This is a genomic window from Citrobacter sp. KH_055_1 (assembly GCF_057838705.1).
This window is the reverse complement of sequence record NZ_CM174473.1, coordinates 4,578,034-4,595,166: the sequence shown is the minus strand read 5'-3', so window position 1 is coordinate 4,595,166 and position 17,133 is coordinate 4,578,034. Positions and strand designations below refer to the sequence as shown.

General features: G+C 54.7%; 20 protein-coding genes. 9 read left to right on the top strand and 11 right to left on the bottom strand.

What is annotated here, in order from left to right; all coding sequences use genetic code 11:
* Nucleotides 1–17 precede the first annotated feature (17 nt).
* Nucleotides 18–914: a sulfolactaldehyde 3-reductase gene (gene yihU / locus AC3ITF_RS21570; RefSeq protein ID WP_181490762.1), complete on the bottom strand. Its 897-nt coding sequence runs from the start codon at nucleotides 912–914 to the stop codon at nucleotides 18–20.
* 165 nt (nucleotides 915–1,079) lie between these two features.
* Here yihU and AC3ITF_RS21565 point away from each other — a divergent pair, with 165 nt between their 5' ends.
* From AC3ITF_RS21565 to fabY, 6 genes are all read left to right on the top strand, one after another.
* Nucleotides 1,080–1,976: a sugar kinase gene (locus tag AC3ITF_RS21565; RefSeq protein ID WP_489176007.1), complete on the top strand. Its 897-nt coding sequence runs from the start codon at nucleotides 1,080–1,082 to the stop codon at nucleotides 1,974–1,976.
* 33 nt (nucleotides 1,977–2,009) lie between these two features.
* Nucleotides 2,010–2,813: a DeoR/GlpR family DNA-binding transcription regulator gene (locus tag AC3ITF_RS21560; RefSeq protein WP_096758867.1), complete on the top strand. Its 804-nt coding sequence runs from the start codon at nucleotides 2,010–2,012 to the stop codon at nucleotides 2,811–2,813.
* Between the two features lie 105 nt (nucleotides 2,814–2,918).
* Nucleotides 2,919–3,518, top strand: a complete 600-nt coding sequence (yihX, locus tag AC3ITF_RS21555) for a glucose-1-phosphatase (RefSeq protein WP_096758866.1) — start codon at nucleotides 2,919–2,921, stop codon at nucleotides 3,516–3,518.
* Complete coding sequence (locus AC3ITF_RS21550) at nucleotides 3,512–4,378, top strand: virulence factor BrkB family protein (protein ID WP_115259810.1); 867 nt, start codon at nucleotides 3,512–3,514, stop codon at nucleotides 4,376–4,378. The genes yihX and AC3ITF_RS21550 overlap by 7 nt, the downstream gene beginning before the upstream one ends.
* Nucleotides 4,379–4,380: 2 nt before the next feature.
* Complete coding sequence (gene dtd / locus AC3ITF_RS21545; protein ID WP_096758864.1) at nucleotides 4,381–4,818, top strand: D-aminoacyl-tRNA deacylase; 438 nt, start codon at nucleotides 4,381–4,383, stop codon at nucleotides 4,816–4,818.
* 44 nt (nucleotides 4,819–4,862) lie between these two features.
* Nucleotides 4,863–5,804: a fatty acid biosynthesis protein FabY gene (gene fabY / locus AC3ITF_RS21540; protein ID WP_153064726.1), complete on the top strand. Its 942-nt coding sequence runs from the start codon at nucleotides 4,863–4,865 to the stop codon at nucleotides 5,802–5,804.
* Nucleotides 5,805–5,930: 126 nt separating this feature from the next.
* Here the strand turns inward: fabY and fdhE are convergent, their stop codons facing one another.
* From fdhE to fdnG, 4 genes are read right to left on the bottom strand one after another with little or no spacing between them, the layout of a single operon-like run.
* Nucleotides 5,931–6,860, bottom strand: a complete 930-nt coding sequence (fdhE, locus tag AC3ITF_RS21535) for a formate dehydrogenase accessory protein FdhE (protein ID WP_096758859.1) — start codon at nucleotides 6,858–6,860, stop codon at nucleotides 5,931–5,933.
* Nucleotides 6,857–7,492 (bottom strand): formate dehydrogenase cytochrome b556 subunit, encoded by a 636-nt coding sequence (fdoI, locus tag AC3ITF_RS21530; protein WP_096758858.1) that lies wholly within the window; start codon nucleotides 7,490–7,492, stop codon nucleotides 6,857–6,859. Before fdoI ends, fdhE begins: the two co-directional genes overlap by 4 nt.
* Complete coding sequence (gene fdoH, locus AC3ITF_RS21525; RefSeq protein WP_115259809.1) at nucleotides 7,489–8,391, bottom strand: formate dehydrogenase O subunit beta; 903 nt, start codon at nucleotides 8,389–8,391, stop codon at nucleotides 7,489–7,491. The genes fdoI and fdoH overlap by 4 nt, the downstream gene beginning before the upstream one ends.
* Before the next feature lie 12 nt (nucleotides 8,392–8,403).
* Nucleotides 8,404–11,454 carry a formate dehydrogenase-N subunit alpha gene (fdnG, locus tag AC3ITF_RS21520; RefSeq protein WP_117343643.1) on the bottom strand — a complete coding sequence of 1,017 codons (3,051 nt, stop codon included), beginning with the start codon at nucleotides 11,452–11,454 and terminating at the stop codon, nucleotides 8,404–8,406.
* A gap of 194 nt (nucleotides 11,455–11,648) precedes the next feature.
* On the opposite strand from fdnG, the gene fdhD reads away from it, so the two are divergent.
* Complete coding sequence (gene fdhD / locus AC3ITF_RS21515) at nucleotides 11,649–12,485, top strand: formate dehydrogenase accessory sulfurtransferase FdhD (protein ID WP_115259808.1); 837 nt, start codon at nucleotides 11,649–11,651, stop codon at nucleotides 12,483–12,485.
* Here fdhD and AC3ITF_RS21510 read toward each other — a convergent pair.
* Both AC3ITF_RS21510 and AC3ITF_RS21505 read right to left on the bottom strand, forming a co-directional pair.
* Nucleotides 12,452–12,961: a YgjV family protein gene (locus tag AC3ITF_RS21510; RefSeq protein ID WP_249414865.1), complete on the bottom strand. Its 510-nt coding sequence runs from the start codon at nucleotides 12,959–12,961 to the stop codon at nucleotides 12,452–12,454. The genes fdhD and AC3ITF_RS21510 overlap by 34 nt on opposite strands.
* A 55-nt stretch (nucleotides 12,962–13,016) precedes the next feature.
* Entirely contained in the window at nucleotides 13,017–13,538 is a 522-nt protein-coding gene (locus AC3ITF_RS21505) for a Crp/Fnr family transcriptional regulator (protein ID WP_279271397.1), read from the bottom strand.
* Nucleotides 13,539–13,667: 129 nt separating this feature from the next.
* On the opposite strand from AC3ITF_RS21505, the gene AC3ITF_RS21500 reads away from it, so the two are divergent.
* Nucleotides 13,668–13,880, top strand: coding sequence for a YdgH/BhsA/McbA-like domain containing protein (locus AC3ITF_RS21500; protein ID WP_135912774.1), 213 nt, complete (start codon nucleotides 13,668–13,670; stop codon nucleotides 13,878–13,880).
* Nucleotides 13,881–13,922: 42 nt separating this feature from the next.
* Here the strand turns inward: AC3ITF_RS21500 and AC3ITF_RS21495 are convergent, their stop codons facing one another.
* Both AC3ITF_RS21495 and AC3ITF_RS21490 read right to left on the bottom strand, forming a co-directional pair.
* Nucleotides 13,923–14,246 (bottom strand): AzlD domain-containing protein, encoded by a 324-nt coding sequence (locus AC3ITF_RS21495; RefSeq protein WP_115259804.1) that lies wholly within the window; start codon nucleotides 14,244–14,246, stop codon nucleotides 13,923–13,925.
* Complete coding sequence (locus AC3ITF_RS21490) at nucleotides 14,246–14,905, bottom strand: AzlC family ABC transporter permease (protein WP_137400236.1); 660 nt, start codon at nucleotides 14,903–14,905, stop codon at nucleotides 14,246–14,248. Before AC3ITF_RS21490 ends, AC3ITF_RS21495 begins: the two co-directional genes overlap by 1 nt.
* A 101-nt stretch (nucleotides 14,906–15,006) precedes the next feature.
* Here AC3ITF_RS21490 and AC3ITF_RS21485 point away from each other — a divergent pair, with 101 nt between their 5' ends.
* A complete protein-coding gene (locus AC3ITF_RS21485) occupies nucleotides 15,007–15,555 on the top strand; it encodes a helix-turn-helix domain-containing protein (RefSeq protein WP_489176006.1) in 549 nt (182 codons plus the stop codon).
* A 57-nt stretch (nucleotides 15,556–15,612) separates the two neighbouring features.
* On the opposite strand, the gene rhaM is transcribed toward AC3ITF_RS21485, so the two are convergent.
* Both rhaM and fucO read right to left on the bottom strand, forming a co-directional pair.
* Nucleotides 15,613–15,927, bottom strand: a complete 315-nt coding sequence (gene rhaM / locus AC3ITF_RS21480) for an L-rhamnose mutarotase (protein ID WP_096758846.1) — start codon at nucleotides 15,925–15,927, stop codon at nucleotides 15,613–15,615.
* Nucleotides 15,924–17,072, bottom strand: coding sequence for a lactaldehyde reductase (fucO, locus tag AC3ITF_RS21475; RefSeq protein WP_146717404.1), 1,149 nt, complete (start codon nucleotides 17,070–17,072; stop codon nucleotides 15,924–15,926). Before fucO ends, rhaM begins: the two co-directional genes overlap by 4 nt.
* Nucleotides 17,073–17,133: the final 61 nt, after the last annotated feature.

Genomic DNA, 17,133 nt, shown 5'->3' with positions numbered 1-17,133 from the left:
TTTCCTTTATACAGTCGTTACATTTTTACTTTGGCAGTTAGTCCGGCGCTGTTGCGCACCTGCTCAAGAATGGCGGTCCAGTCTTCACGACCACGACCGGCGGCACGCGCCTGGTTATAAACCTCGCGGGAGGCGGCACCCAGCGGCATCGGCACATGCAACTGATTGGCAACATCCAGCGCGATACCAAGATCTTTGTGGGCCAGCTCGATCATGAAGGCCGGGGAAAGATCGCCTTTCAGCACTTTGTTAGGCCAGGAGGTGGTGAAGTGGCCTTTTCCGGCGGGGGTCCCGCTCATCACTTTCAAGGCCACATCGAAGGAGAGACCGAGTGCCTCGCACAGCACGGCGGCTTCGGCAGACAGCGCATTCAGCGCAATGCTCATATAGTTGTTGATAAGCTTCACGCGGATGCCCATGCCCGGCCCGCCTGCGTTAATCAGTTCGCTGCCCATCGCCATCAGCACTGGAGTAGCGCGTTCGACTTGTTCTGCCGTACCACCCGCCAGCAGCAGCAATGTCCCCGCGACCGCGTGATCGGAAGTGCGTCCGACCGGACAATCCATCATGCACAAGCCCCTGGCACGCATATCGGTAATCAGCTTGTCGGTTTGCAGTGGATGAATGGTCGACATATCAATCATCAGCGCCTGCGGGGAAAGGCTTTCACAAACGCCTTGTTCACCGAATAAAACGCCGCGTACCAGATCGCCGTTTGGCAGCATGGTGATGACAAACTCTGCGTCTTTTGCGGCCTGAGCTGGCGTGCTGGCAGGCTGTGCGCCTTGTGTTACCAAGCGCTGAACAGCATCCGGGTTAACGTCAAAGACGCTGAGCTGATGGCCCTGCTTCAGCAAGTTGCTCGCCATTGGTGAACCCATCTGACCTAATCCGATAAATGCTATAACTGCCATAACCTTCTCCTGAGATGTGGATGTCATTTTTTGTCATTTAAAATCGGTCTTTTCTGTCTGTTTTTGATCGTATTTGTAATTTATGGTCAAAAAATTGACAGCCGTCACTTTTTAAACATTTTGTGAAATTAAAATGATCCCATCCAAAACATTTGAGGAATGACCATGATTCGTATTGCTTGTGTAGGTATTGCCGTGATGGATCGCATCTATTACGTAGAAGGCTTACCGACTGAAGGGGGGAAATATGTGGCGAAGCGCTATACGGAAGTGGGGGGAGGGCCTGCCGCAACGGCGGCAGTGGCTGCGGCGAAGTTGGGCGCGCAGGTGGACTTTATTGGCCGTGTGGGCGATGACGACACCGGAAATAGCTTGCTGGCGGAGCTTGAATCCCTGGGGGTAAATACCCGCTACACCCGGCGCTATACAGAAGCAAACTCTTCGCAATCGGCAATCATGGTTGATGCGAAAGGGGAGCGGATTATCGTCAACTACCCCAGCCCGGACTTACTGCCGAATGCCGACTGGTTGCATGCGATTGATTTTTCCCAGTGGGACGTGGTGCTGGCAGATGTTCGCTGGCACGAAGGCGCAGAGCAGGCATTTACTCTTGCGCGTCAGGCGGGCGTCATCACCGTGCTGGATGGTGACGTTACGCCTCAGGACATTAGCGAGTTGGTGGCGTTAAGCGATCATGCGGCATTCTCAGAACCGGGTCTGGCGCGTCTAACAGGGATAGAAGAACCTGAGGCTGGACTGAAAAAAGCACAAACGCTCACAAATGGACATGTCTATGTGACGCGAGGCGGGGAAGGCTGCGACTGGATAAAAAATAATGTGTTACAGCATCAGCCTGGCTTCGCCGTGGAGGTGGTCGATACGACGGGGGCTGGGGATGTGTTTCACGGTGCGCTAGCCTTCAGTCTGGCTTCCGGCAGCGCGCAGGACGACGCTGTCAGGTTCGCCAGCGGGGTTGCGGCACTGAAATGTACGCGGCCAGGTGGACGTGCGGGTATTCCTGACTGTGATCAAACCCGATCTTTTCTGTCACTTTTTGTATAAAATGCCAGGGCAATGGTTTTTCGAGGAAATTTCATGAGTCTTACCGAACTGACCGGTAACCCGCGGCACGATCAGCTGCTGATGCTGATTAGCGAGCGCGGTTATATGAATATTGACGAACTAGCCAGCCTGCTGGATGTTTCCACGCAGACCGTGCGTCGCGATATTCGTAAACTAAGCGAACAGGGATTGATTACGCGTCACCACGGTGGGGCGGGCAGAGCGTCGAGCGTGGTTAATACGGCGTTCGAGCAGCGTGAAGTCTCCTGGACGGAAGAGAAAAAAGCCATCGCAGAAGCGGTGGCTGACTATATTCCAGATGGTTCAACGGTGTTTATTACCATCGGTACCACCGTTGAACAGGTGGCGCGGGCGCTGTTAAACCATAACCATTTGCGCATTATCACCAACAGTCTGCGGGTGGCGCATATTCTGTATAACAATCCGCGCTTCGAGGTGATGGTGCCCGGCGGGACGCTGCGCCCGCACAACAGCGGGATTATCGGCCCTTCAGCCACCGCGTTTGTGGCTGATTTTCGGGCAGATTATCTGGTGACCAGCGTCGGGGCGATAGAAAACGATGGCGCGCTGCTGGAATTTGATGTCAACGAAGCCAGCGTGGTGAAAACGATGATGGCCCATTCGCGGCATATTCTGCTGGCTGCCGATCATACGAAATACACGGCTTCCGCAGCGGTAGAGATTGGTAACGTGTCTCAGGTGACGGCGTTGTTTACCGATGAGTATCCCGGTCCGGCATTGCACAACCTGCTCCAGTCGCAGCAGGTGGAAATTGTGCAGGTGAGTCCCTCCCAGGATGACGCTCTGGCAATGTAATCCCCTCTAGTGGTGACTCGGAAACGTCAAAGCCATCACGCACGCATAGTCAAACTTCTCCTTTCCCGCTACAGTTATTCATCCATGGCGAGTAAGGAGAAGGACATGCTCTATATCTTTGATTTGGGTAATGTGATTGTCGATATCGACTTCAATCGCGTGTTAGGCACATGGAGCGATCTGAGCCGTGTCCCGCTGGCTTCGCTAAAGCAAAGTTTCACCATGGGGGAGGCTTTTCGCCAACATGAGCGGGGTGAAATAACCGATGAGGCGTTTGCCGAGGCGCTGTGTCACGACATGGCGCTGCCGTTGAGTTACGAACAGTTTTCCCATGGCTGGCAGGCCGTTTTTGTTGCGCTACGCCCCGACGTCATCGACATCATGCATAAACTGCGTGAGCAGGGGCATCGTGTCGTGGTGCTGTCGAATACCAACCGCCTGCATACGACATTTTGGCCGGATGAGTACCCAGAAGTTCGCCAGGCTGCGGACCATATCTATCTTTCCCAGGAACTCGGCATGCGTAAACCCGAAGCGCGGATTTACCAGCATGTTCTGCAGTCCGAAGGTTTTTCTGCCGCAGATACGGTCTTTTTTGATGATAACGCCGATAATATTGAAGGGGCTAACCAGTTAGGGATCACCAGCATCCTGGTCGTTGATAAAACGACCATACCTGACTATTTCGCGACGGTGTTATGCTAAAAAACGTGCATCAAAAAGCCAGGCACCATACGCGTCCTGTACGGGCCTGGCTGAAGTTATTATGGCAACGCATTGATGAGGACAACATGACGACACTGGCGGGCAACCTGGCTTACGTCTCGTTGCTTTCGTTAGTGCCGCTTATCGCCGTTGTTTTTGCGCTTTTCGCCGCATTTCCCATGTTTTCCGACGTCAGCATTCAGCTGCGACATTTTATATTCGCTAATTTTATTCCGGCCACCGGCGATGTTATTCAGCGCTATATCGAACAGTTTGTCGCGAACTCGAACAAAATGACCGCCGTCGGCGCATGTGGGCTGATTGTGACGGCTCTGTTGCTGATGTATGCCATCGACAGCGCACTGAATACCATTTGGCGCAGCAAACGCACCCGGCCCAAAGTGTATTCGTTTGCGGTGTACTGGATGATTTTAACGCTGGGCCCGTTGTTGGCGGGTGCCAGTCTGGCGATCAGCTCTTATCTTTTGTCCCTGCGCTGGGCCAGCGATCTCAATACCGTTATTGATAACGTCCTGAGGGTATTGCCGCTGGTGCTCTCCTGGCTCTCATTCTGGCTGCTGTACAGCATTGTACCTACCACGCGCGTACCCAATCGCGATGCGGTGATCGGCGCTTTTGTCGCCGCGGTGTTGTTCGAAGCTGGGAAGAAAGGATTTGCGCTCTATATCACGATGTTTCCGTCTTATCAGTTGATTTACGGCGTGCTGGCGGTGATCCCCATTTTATTTGTCTGGGTATACTGGACGTGGTGTATCGTCTTGCTAGGCGCGGAAATAACTGTCACTCTCGGTGAATACCGCAAACTCAAACAAGCCGCAGAACAAGAAGAAGCAGAATAAATATGATTGCATTGATTCAGCGCGTAACCCGTGCCAGCGTCACCGTGGAGGATGAGGTGACGGGTGAAATTGGCCCAGGACTTTTAGTCTTATTAGGTGTCGAAAGGGATGATGACGAACAGAAAGCGAACCGCCTTTGCGAGCGCGTGCTCGGCTATCGAATTTTTAGCGATGCCGAAGGTAAGATGAACCTGAATGTACAACAGGCGGGTGGCAGCGTGCTGGTGGTCTCACAGTTTACGCTGGCGGCAGATACCGAACGGGGCATGCGCCCGGGCTTCTCAAAGGGCGCTGCGCCCGATCGTGCAGAAGCGTTATATGAATACTTTGTTGAGCGCTGTCGCCAACAGGAGATGAATACGCAAACCGGACGATTCGCTGCGGATATGCAGGTTTCACTGGTTAATGATGGCCCCGTGACGTTCTGGTTACAGGTATGAACCAGCTTCCGGCGTGGTCGCGGGTAACAAGAGAGAATACAACTATGTATCACCTTCGAGTGCCGCAAACAGAAGAAGAATTGGCGCGTTACTACCAGTTTCGCTGGGAGATGTTGCGTAAACCGCTGCATCAGCCAAAAGGCTCCGAGCGGGATGCCTGGGATGCGATGGCGCACCACCAGATGGTGGTGGATGAAGAGGGCAATCTGGTCGCGGTAGGGCGTTTGTATATCAATGCGGATAACGAAGCCTCCATACGCTTTATGGCTGTAGACCCGTCCGTGCAGGAGAAGGGCTTAGGCACGCTGATGGCGATGACCCTGGAATCTGTGGCGCGTCAGGAAGGGGTCAAGCGCGTAACCTGTAGCGCCCGTGAAGATGCGGTCGAATTTTTTGCCAAGCTGGGTTTTGTGAGCCAGGGTGAAATCACCACGCCGCAAACCACGCCGGTACGCCACTTTTTGATGATCAAGCCCATTGCCACGCTGGATGATATTCTTCATCGCGGTGACTGGTGTGGACAGCTTCAGCAAGCCTGGTACGAACATATTCCGCTGAGCGAGAAAATGGGCGTGCGTATTCAGCAGTATACCGGGCAAAAATTCATTACCACGATGCCCGAAACTGGCAATCAAAACCCGCACCATACCCTGTTTGCCGGGAGCCTGTTTTCTCTGGCTACGTTAACCGGTTGGGGGCTGATCTGGCTAATGCTGCGCGAGCGCCATTTGGGCGGAACGATTATCCTCGCCGATGCGCATATCCGCTACAGCAGACCGATCACCGGCAAGCCGACGGCCATTGCCGATCTGGGTTCGCTGAGTGGCGATCTTGACCGTCTGGCGAGAGGCCGTAAGGCGCGTGTCCAGATGCAGGTAGAGGTCTTTGGCGATGACGCGGCAGGTGTGGTGTTTGAAGGCACCTACATTGTGCTACCCGCAAAACCGTTTGGTGCCTACGAAGAAGGTGGAAACGAAGAGGAGTAGGGGCAAATCCCTGTTTTTCATTCTACCCCGTTCGCTATTGCTAACGATCCCAGACGTGTTATTCAGGCATTAAGCGTCTAAAGGACAACCCGGCAGCGTGAAATGCTCACCGGGTTGTGAGTAGACTTACTCCCCTTCACCCGGGAACAGGAACGGGTTGATGGAGCTGCGGGCAAAGCCCTCTTGCTCCATGTGCGCGTCCAGCATCAGCGAGGCGAGGTCGTCGGCAACGGCTTCGACATTGGGGTCTTTTTCCTGATACAGAATCTTCAGGTAAGTCCCGCAGTCGCCGCAGCTTTCAGCTTTAATCGCAGACTGTTCGTTATCCAGTGACCAGTAGTTCAAATCACGGCTTTGCTCGCAGTTGCTGCACTTCACGCGCACCACGTGCCACTCGGTTTCACACAGGTTGCAGTGCAGATAGCGCAGCCCCTGAGTGGTACCGATTTGCACCATGCTGGAGACTGGCATCGAACCGCACACCGGGCAGAACTGGCGCTGTTCACCGTATTCCGCTCGGGCTTTGCCGGGGATCAGGCTGGCCATTTGTGCCCAGTAGAGCGACAGCGCGGCCCAGATGAACGGCGCTTTATCACTGCTGACCGACGCAAAATCAGAAGCAAACAGCGCGCTGGCCATCAGTTCCAGCTCTTGCTCGGAGGCTTTTTCCAGATTCTCGATCACCGCTAACGCAGGGCCGCTCATTTCTGGTTTCAGCTCAGCAATTAACGATTGCAGCAGTTTTTGCCAGTGCTTATCGCGTGGCAGAACGTGGATATCCAGCGGCGGTTTGCCCTGATCGTTCGCTTCTTTGATGCGCGCGGTCAGGTCCATCTGCAGCGGATGGTCGTACAGCACCACTTCCTGCGCATGAGCGATCAGCGCAGCAAAGCGCAGATAATCACCCAACGGGTTGTTTTCCGCCAGCTCGCGCAGACGCTCAGCACGGCGGTTATACAAATTTTTGAGTCTGGGGAACAATAACGGCGGAATCATATCCGCCGTGCGTTTCTCGCTCGAACCCAGCTCATCTTGCGGGATTATGCGAATACTCATTCAGATGACTTTTCCTGTTTCTGGCGGACTTCACGGTACCAGCGTGGGTGATGTTTCTTCGCCCATGAGCTGGTGACCCATCCTTCCACCATCGCGGTAATGGTGCCTTTCACCCAAAGGGCGGCGTAAATGTGCACCATGATAACCACAATTAACGCTACTGCGGCAAATGAATGCAGCATTAACGCGAATCGGATCACCGGGATTGAGAAAGCAGGCGCAAAATACGGGCGCCAGATGATCACTCCGCTCACCAGCAACAGGACCAGGAAGATAATCGCCGCCCAGAATACGCATTTCTGGCCGAAGTTATAACGTCCCGTGTCACCTACTTCCTCGTTGACGACGATCTTACGAATATTCTTCGCCCAAAAGATATCATCCCGATTGATTAGATTGTGGTGCCAGTAACGGAAAAACATGATGATAAACGAGGCAAACATAATCACGCCGACAAACGGGTGCAGAATTCGCGCCAGCTGCGGGGTGCCCATGATTTGCATCAGCCAGTTGAAGGATGGGAAGAAAAAGCCCAGCCCGCTTATCGCCGCCAACATGAAGCAGAAGGCGGTGACCCAGTGGTTGATGCGTTCCGGCGCTGTATAGCGCACGATGGTGTCACGTCGTTTCATTTGCGCACCTCGTCTTTTTCTTCATGCAGATTGTCTTCTTCCTCTTCCGCACGGTTCGGACCTACGCCGACGTAGTGGAAGATGCTGGCCGCAAATGTCGCTGCAAAGCCGACCGCTGCGAGGGGTTTCCAGATGCCTTTCCAGAACTTCACGGTGGCGCTGATTTCCGGGTTTTCCGGCAGGCCATGGTACAGATTCGGCTTGTCGGCATGATGCAGTACGTACATAACGTGCGTACCGCCAACGCCTATCGGATCGTACAGTCCGGCGTTATCGTAGCCACGGGTTTTCAGCTCTGCCACGCGCTCGCCTGCCAGCGTTTTCATCGACTCTTTGGTGCCGAAATGAATCGCGCCGGTTGGGCAGGTTTTCACGCAGGCCGGTTCTTGTCCTACCACAACACGGTCAACGCACAGCGTACATTTATAGACGCGATTGTCTTCCGGGTTGAGGCGCGGCACGTCGAACGGACAGCCTGCAATGCAGTAGCCGCAGCCAATGCACTGCTCGGACTGGAAGTCGACAATGCCGTTGGCATACTGAATGATTGCCCCTTCCGCCGGACACGCCTTCAGGCAGCCCGGATCGGCACAGTGCATGCAGCCATCCTTGCGGATCAGCCACTCCAGTTTGTCGTCTTGTTCCACTTCCGAGAAGCGCATCACCGTCCAGGATTTGGCGGTCAAATCGGCGGGGTTGTCGTACACCCCAACGTTGCTACCGATTTCATCGCGGATATCGTTCCACTCTGAGCAGGCCACCTGACAGGCTTTACAACCGATGCAGGTGGTGACGTCGATGAGCTTGGCCACTTCCTCCTGGTGATCCCGCGCCTGAGGTGCGGGGGTGAAACCGTTAGTGGCGGATCGACGAATGATGTCTTGCGATTGATAAGCCATAGGTCGTCTCCGTTACACCTTTTCCACGTTCACGAGGAAGGACTTAAATTCCGGCGTCTGCGTGTTCGCATCACCGACGAATGGCGTTAACGTGTTAGCGATAAAGCCTTTTTTCGCCACACCTTCGTAGCCCCAGTGGATCGGAATACCGATGGTGTCGATATCCTGACCGTTGGCCTTCAGCGTGCGAATACGTTTGGTCACCACCGCTTTGGCTTTGATGTAGCCGCGGTTAGAAGAGACCTTAACGGTATCGCCGTGGGAGATGCCGAGCTTGTTCGCCAGCTTCTCGCCAATTTCCACAAACTGTTCCGGCTGAGCGATGGCGTTTAGCAGCGCGTGCTTGGTCCAGTAGTGGAAGTGCTCGGTCAGACGGTAGGTCGTCCCGACGTACGGGAACTTATCCGCTTTGCCCAGTGCTTCTTCATCGCCTTTAAAGATACGGGCAGCCGGGTTAGAGATAACGTTCGGGTGCAGCGGGTTGGTGCCCAGCGGCGTTTCAAACGGCTCGTAGTGTTCCGGGAACGGCCCTTCCGCCATCTTATCGATAGCAAACAGGCGTCCCATCCCTTCGGGCTGCATGATAAACGGCCCGACGTTGCTGCCCGGTGCGGCGGCGCTGTAGTCCGGAATATCCATCCCGCTCCATTTCGCCCCATCCCATTTCAGGATCTGACGTTTTGGATCCCACGGATTCCCCTGCGGGTCAGCGGAGGCGCGGTTATACAGAATGCGGCGGTTGAGCGGCCATGCCCATGCCCAGCCCAGCGTATTGCCCAGGCCCGACGGGTCGGCGTTATCACGACGCGCCATCTGGTTGCCTTCCGGTGTCCAGCTACCGGCAAATATCCAGCAGCCGCTGGAAGTGGTGCCGTCATCGCGCAGTTGGGCAAATGAACTAAGCTGTTGGCCTTTCTTGACGATCACCGCACCGGTTGCCGGGTCGGTGATATCAGCCAGGGCTTTACCGTTGCTCTCCATCGCCACTTCTTCTGAAGCAGGTTCATGCGGCGTGGAGTAGTTCCAGGTCATGCTCAGCACCTGTTCCGGGTTCGCTCCCCCCTGTTCGGCGTACATCTTGCGCATGCGCAGGAAGATACCGGCGAGGATTTCACCGTCGGTGGCGGCAATCCCTGGGGCATCCGCGCCTTTCCAGTGCCACTGCAGCCAGCGTCCGGAGTTAACGATTGAGCCGTTTTCTTCGGCGAAGCAGGTGGACGGCAGACGGAACACTTCGGTCTGGATTTTTGACGGATCCACATCGTTCGACTCACCGTGGTTTTGCCAGAAGGTGGACGTTTCGGTGTTGAGTGGGTCGATAGTCACTAGGAACTTCAGTTTTGAAAGTGAAGCCACGACCTTGTTTTTGTTCGGGAATGAGGCGACCGGGTTGAAGCCCTGGCAGATGTAGCCATTCACTTTGCCCTGGTTCATCATCTCGAAGTACTGCAGCACGTCGTACCCTTTATCCCACTTCGGCAGCCAGTCGAAGCCCCAGCTATTTTCCGCTGTCGCTTTATCACCAAAGAAGGCCTTCATCATCGAGACGAAGAATTTCGGGTAGTTGCCCCAGTAGTTTACCTGACCTTCCAGCAACGGTTTTGGCGTGTTGGCCGCAAGGTAAGTTTGCAGGTCGGTTTGCTTTTCGCTTGGCAGCGTCATGTAACCAGGCAGGCTCTGCGACAGCAGTCCTAAGTCAGTCAGACCCTGAATATTGGAGTGACCGCGCAGGGCGTTAACGCCACCGCCTGCCATCCCCATATTGCCGAGCAGCAGCTGGATCATCGCCATGGTACGAATGTTCTGCGCGCCCACGGAGTGCTGCGTCCAGCCCAGCGCGTACAAGAACGACGCGGTTTTGTCTTTGGCGCTGGTTTCAGCGATGTATTCGCAGACTTTCAGGAAATCAGCCTTCGGCGTACCGCAAATGTTTTCGACAACATCCGGCGTGTAGCGGGAAACGTGCTGTTTCAGCAGATTCCACACGCAGCGCGGGTGTTGCAGCGTAACATCGCGTTTGGCGAAGCCTTTTTCATCCAGCTCGTAGTTCCAACTGGTTTTATCGTACTTGCGTTTGTCCGCGTCATAGCCGGTGAACAGGCCATCTTCGAAGCCATAATCTTCACGCACAATCAGACTGGCGTTGGTGTAGGCTTCGGTATATTCGCGGTTGAATTTTTCGTTATTCAGCAGGTACAGCAAGACGCCTGACAAGAAGGCAATGTCAGTACCGGAACGAATGGGTGCATAGAAATCTGCCACCGCTGCGGTTCGCGTAAAGCGAGGATCGACCACAATCAGCTTCGCGCCGTTGTGAATTTTGGCTTCCATCGCCCAGCGGAATCCGACCGGGTGAGCTTCAGCGGCGTTACCGCCCATCACCACAACGAGGTTGGCATTTTTAATGTCGACCCAGTGGTTGGTCATCGCACCGCGACCAAATGTTGGAGCAAGACTTGCTACCGTTGGTCCGTGTCAGACGCGCGCCTGGTTGTCGACCGCGAGCATACCCAGCGCGCGGGAGAATTTTTGCGTTAAATAGCCGGTTTCATTACTGGAGGCGGAAGCACACAGCATCCCGGTGGAAAGCCAGCGGTTAACGGTGACGCCTTCGGCGTTCTGCGCAACGTAGTTAGCGTCGCGGTCTTCTTTCATCAGCTTCGCGATGCGGTCAAATGCCTCATCCCAGCTAATTTGTTGCCACTTATCGGAGCCTGGTGCACGGTATTCCGGGAATTTCAGCCGGCTTTCGGAGTGGATGAAATCCACCAGACCAGCCCCTTTCGGGCACAGTGCGCCACGGTTCACCGGATGGTCCGGATCGCCCTCGATATGGAAGATGGATGCTTTGGCGTTTTTCGCACCGTCACCGAGACTGTACATTAACAGTCCACAGCCAACGGAACAGTAAGTGCAGGTGTTACGGGTTTCGCGGGTACGCAGCAGTTTATATTGCCGTGTTTCCGCTAGCGCTACGCCGGGTGCAAAACCCAGTGCCGCTGCCGTGGTGCCTGCCATACCGCCAGCGCAGATCTTAAAGAACTGCCTTCTGCTGACCTGCATGGTTCGCTCCTTGTTTCGACATTGTCACGTTCCCTTCGCGTAGGTGTATCGCGATCGCGAGGGAAGTGGTTGTTATTTTTCTTTGCGGACGGGACCGCAAAGGTCCAGAATTGGGTGAATTTCCCTCCGTCCAGGAGGGATTTGTAAAGAATACCACAATGTTGGTATGTGTGTTCCAATATGGTTAAAAGAAAGTGAATAAGATTATTCAAAAAAACATCGAAAATGTGACGGCTTTGACGGGATCGCGCCAGTTGACCCTCTGGAAACGCGAGGATTTGCAACATCCTCAGCCGGATGTCGTCGCTGAAGAAGTGCCCGTTGCGTTGGTGTACAACGGGATTTCGCACGTGGTGATGATGGCGTCACCGAAAGATCTTGAGCATTTTGCGATGGGCTTTTCACTTTCTGAAGGCATTATTGAGTCCCCGCAGGATATCTACGGCATGGAAGTGGTGCCTTCTTGTAACGGATTAGAAGTTCAGGTTGAGCTGTCCAGCCGTCGTTTTATGGGATTGAAAGAGCGCCGTCGAGCTTTGGCCGGTCGTACCGGTTGTGGCGTTTGCGGCGTGGAACAGCTCAATGACATTGGCAAGCCGGTTCAGCCTTTGGCGTTTACCCAGACGTTTAACCTGGCGGACCTCGATCGCGCGTTAAAGCATTTGCATGACTTCCAGCCCGTGGGGCAACTGACGGGCTGTACGCACGCAGCGGCCTGGGTCCAGCCGTCGGGGAACCTGGCGGGAGGGCATGAAGATGTGGGCCGTCACGTGGCGCTGGATAAACTGCTCGGGCGGCGTGCAATTGAAGGCGAAACATGGCGGCAGGGAGCCGTTTTAGTCTCCAGTCGCGCCAGCTATGAGATGGTGCAAAAGTCGGCGATGTGCGGCGTGGAGATCTTGTTCGCTGTCTCTGCCGCGACGACACTGGCCGTAGAAGTAGCCGAACGCTGTAACCTGACGCTGGTGGGTTTTTGTAAACCGGGCAGGGCAACGATTTATACGCATCCGGAACGTCTGGTGGCGGAGTAACGCCACCAGGCTGCCACAATGCTGCCTGAGAATGCCAGCTCCATCATTACAGCAGCGGGCGAGCCGACGATGGCATTGTTCAGTAGCCAGCACAGGCTGCCGCACAATGTGTATCCACGTAATTTTCCACCCTGTGTCTGAAACGACGCATAGGTCATCAGCAGGCTTCCTGCGAGCGGCAGCAGGCCCCACATTCCCTGCCAGAGATAAGCACTACACAGCAGTGACCCCATCATAAATCCCCACATGGCCCAGCGGCGTTGCGTCACGATGGCTATCGCATAACGACAGGCGGCGATGAGCATTAATCCTGCGGCGGCGGGTTGATGCAAAAGATAAAAATGAATGGCCAGCAGGCTGGTTGAGCTGGTCAACAGCACTAACGTCATCGCCCGACGCCGGAAATGAAAGGCTGAAATATCCAGCACAAAGCTGATGCAGGCCAGCAGCTGAGAGAGAAAAAATGCGTTCATCATGCGCGCCATCTTGTGAAGAGTGGCGGGACAATAATCTATGCAAAAAGCGAATGCGTTAACCTTTGTTAAGACGCTGGCGAATGCGAGACAGGCTAACGGGCGTAATGCCAATGTAGTGGGCGAGGTCCCGCTGAGTGAGCTGCAATTCCCAACTGGGAAAGTGTGTCTGAACATACTGGTAGCGTTGTTCTGGCGTATTAAGCAGCAGCATTTGTTCTTTTTTCTCTTTGTAGATCAACTGCTGGACCAGGAGCTGTGTCTTGATGTCCTGATGTTCCGGTGCATCCAGCAATGCCAGCGAGATTTCACTGATTTCGCCCGGGGTGATCATTTGCAGGCTGTAATCTGCCGAGGTGTGGGTTAGCCAGTTCAGGTACAGAAAACAATATTCACCCGGGAAGTAAAACTCTTTCACCCGTTCTGAACCGTTGGGTGAGTGATACACCGCACGGGCAACGCCATGATGTAAATAATAAATTTTGCTTTGCCTTTCACCCTGACGCAGTAACCAACTGCCCGCAGAGAGTGGTTTTTTTCGCGAGCCTGACAGCAATTTTTGATCGTATTCGGCTGACATGTTATCTCTCAAATAATTTGAATAAGACAGGCAAAACCTTCCGCTTTTAGTTGTGCGGTGTGAGGGCTATTATTTATCACATCAAGGCACGGTGCCTTACTCAAACAACTAAATTAAAGGGTTTACATCATGAAAAGCATCAAAACTTTTGTCGCAGTTATCGCTCTTGCTACCTCTTTCGGTTCTTTCGCTGCTCAGTCTGTTACCGCTACCGGGTCAACTCTGGAAAGCACTGAAGCAAAAATTGCCGCTCAGGCGGAACGTGCTGGCGCAAGCGATTATAAAATCACTCAGGCCTACAGCGGTAACCGTGTGCACATGACCGCTGAACTGCTGAAATAAGTGACCTCAATACTGTCGAAAGAGCGCCCTTGAGGCGCTTTTTTAGTTTATTCCCGCCATCCTTAACAACGCCGTCACCACAGCAGCGGCGATAATCACCATAATCAATGGCACTTTGCGCCAGGCGAGGAACACTGCAAAGCCCACGCCGAGAACGCGCGCCATGCCGGCAAAATGTTCGCCTTCGTAAAAGGTGGTCGCCAGGGCGACGGAGAACAGTAATACCGTCGCGGCATCGGAAAGCAGCGCCTGCGAGCGCGTGGAAAATGCCAGACGGCTCCCCAACTTTGCTCCACCTAAACGCATTAAATAGGTTCCCAGAGAGAGTACGGCGATACCGACGATAAACAGCGTCATGTTGCCCATTATTTTTTCCTCGTCAGTAAGCCAAACAGTGAAAGCAGTACCGGCAGGCCCACCGGCGCAAACGGGACGGCGGCGAGCGACAGCGCAGCACCGCTGCAGGCGCGAACCAGCGTGGTACGGTTTTTAAATGCCGGGACCACTAAGGCCAGCAGAATGGCAGGGAAAACGGCATCCAGGCCGATGGTTTCCGGTGCGGGCAGTAGCTTGCCAACCATCGCCCCAAGCAGCGTGCCCAGCGGCCAGACAATGGCTACGCCCAGTCCGCACAGCCAGTAGGCGGCTTTGCGCTGCTCCGGCGTTTTTTGCGACAGGCCAAACACCACGCTTTCATCGTTCATGATATGGCAGCCGAGGAAACTGGCGGCCCGCGTTCCCACCAGATCGCGTACCGTCACGCCAAACGGCACGTGGCGGGCATTCACCAGCAACCCTGCTGCTGCAGCAGCCAGAGGATTACCGCCGCTGGCAACAATCCCGATAAACATAAACTCAGACGCACCCGCCAGCACTGTAATCGAGAGCACAAACGGCACCCACAGCGGGAAGCCGTAAGCCATCGCCAGCGAGCCGTATGACATGCCGACTACGCCGACAGCCAGACAGACTAAAAATATTGCTTTTATCGTGTCGCCTTTGAGACTGGAAAAATAATGTTTCATCCTGCTTTAGCCATATCGAACGAATTTCCATTATAATGAACGCAACAAGATTGCTTTACAAGTCGAACGATTCGTTCGATATAAAGAACATGGAGTCATGTATGACCCAACCCATCAGTATGATTGCGAAAAGCCTGGTGCGTGAACGTCAGCGTACCGGTCTGTCGCTGGCAGAAATCGCCCGCCGCGCGGGCATTGCAAAATCGACGCTCTCGCAGTTGGAGGCGGGCAATGGCAATCCTAGCCTGGAAACGCTGTGGTCGCTGTGTGTGGCGCTGGATATTCCCTTTGCGCGATTGCTGGAGCCGCAGGAGCAAAAAACCCAGGTGATACGCCGGGGTGAAGGGACCAAAGTGGTGGCGGAGCAGGCCCATTATCAGGCTATTTTACTGGCGGCCTGTCCACCGGGGGCGCGGCGAGATATCTATCTGTTGTTGACGCAACCGGGTGCTGACCGCATCTCACACCCGCATCCGCCGGGGTCCGTTGAGCATATTATTGTGACGCAGGGGAAGGCGCTGGTAGGACTGACTGAAGCACCGGAAGAATTGGGCGAGGGCGACTATATCTGTTATCCCGCTGACCAGGCACATATCTTTAAAGCGCTGGAACCGGATACCCAGGCGATTCTGGTTTCTGAGCAGAACTAACTGTTATGTTGCGTTGTGCCGGATGCGGCGCGTTAGCGCCTTATCCGGCCAACAATACTACTGCAGATAAAACACTTCTTTTAATTCCGCGCTCACCGGGCTGTTGTCCGGATTAGTGGGCATCACGTCACGCATATGCTTCCACCAACGCTGACACACGTCGGTGCTGGCGACGGCATTCCAGCGCTCTTCGGATTCAATCTCAACGGTGGCAAACAGCAGGCTGCGCTCCTGGTCGAGATAAATCGCGTAGTGATGCGCGCCGTGGGCTTTCAGTACGGCTTCCAGCTCCGGCCAGATGGGATTATGCCGACGCTGATACTCAACGTGCGCGTCGGCATTCACCTGCATCACAAAGGCTTTGCGGATCATAACGCCTCCAGATACAGCGCGCGGACGTCTTCGCGGCTGGCGGTGCGCGGATTGCATGGTGCGCACGGATCGGCGAGTGCTTTGTCCAGCCACCCCTCAATGTCCTCTTTGGTCACGCCTAGCTGGCTGAAGCCTGCCGGAATGCCCACGCGCTTGCTCAGGGCACGGATCGCGTTGATGGCTTCCATGCTTGCTACTTCATCGCTCATCCCACGGGTATCAACCCCCATGGCCTGTGCTATGCGGGCAAAGCGTGCCACGGCGTTTGGACGGTTAAAGTTTTCGATAATCGGCAGCAGGATAGCGTTGCAGACGCCGTGCGGCAGATTGTGTGTCGCGCCCGGCTGGTGTGCCAGCGCATGCACCAGACCCAGACCTGCACTGTTGAATGCCATCCCCGCCAGATACTGACCAAATGCCATTTGCTCACGGGCTTCGAGGTTGTGACCCTCGTCGACGGCTTTAGGCAGCCACTGGTTGATCAGGCGAATCGCTTCCAGGGCATTGGCGTCGGTCAACGGGTGCGCGCCAACAGAAACATAGGCTTCCACCGCGTGGGTCAGGGCGTCCATACCGGTAGCGGCGGTGACTGAGGCAGGAATTTCCAGCATCACGCTGGCGTCATCGACGGCGATATCCGGAATAATGTTCGGATCGATGATGACTTCTTTCACCTTGCGTGCGGAATCAATGATCACCGCATTGCTGGTCATTTCTGCGGCCGTACCCGCGGTGGTGTTAATGGCAACCAGCGGTACGCCGGCATTTTTAACTTTGCCCACGCCGGAATAGGCGGTAGACGGGCCAGGGTTGGCGGTCAGGATTTTCACCGCTTTAGCGGTATCGATCGGGCTGCCGCCGCCGAAAGCGATGATGTAATCACATTCAGCGTCCTGGTATGCGGCAAAACCTTGCTGGACCAGTTCTTCCGTTGGGTTCGGGAATACGTCGTCGAACAGATGATACGACATTTTATGCGCATCAAGGGCGGTAAACAGGCTGTCCAGCAGGCCCAGTTTGACCAGTTGACCGTCGGTTACGATCAGCGCCTTACCCCATTGCTTGTTCGCCACGAGGTTGACCATATCACCAATCGCACCAGCGCCGTGCAGACTGATTTTTGGCAGTGCCAACATAAAGCTCATAAGTATTCTCCTGAATAATAAATCCCTGGTGCCCGATGGCGCTTCGCTTATCGGGCCTACG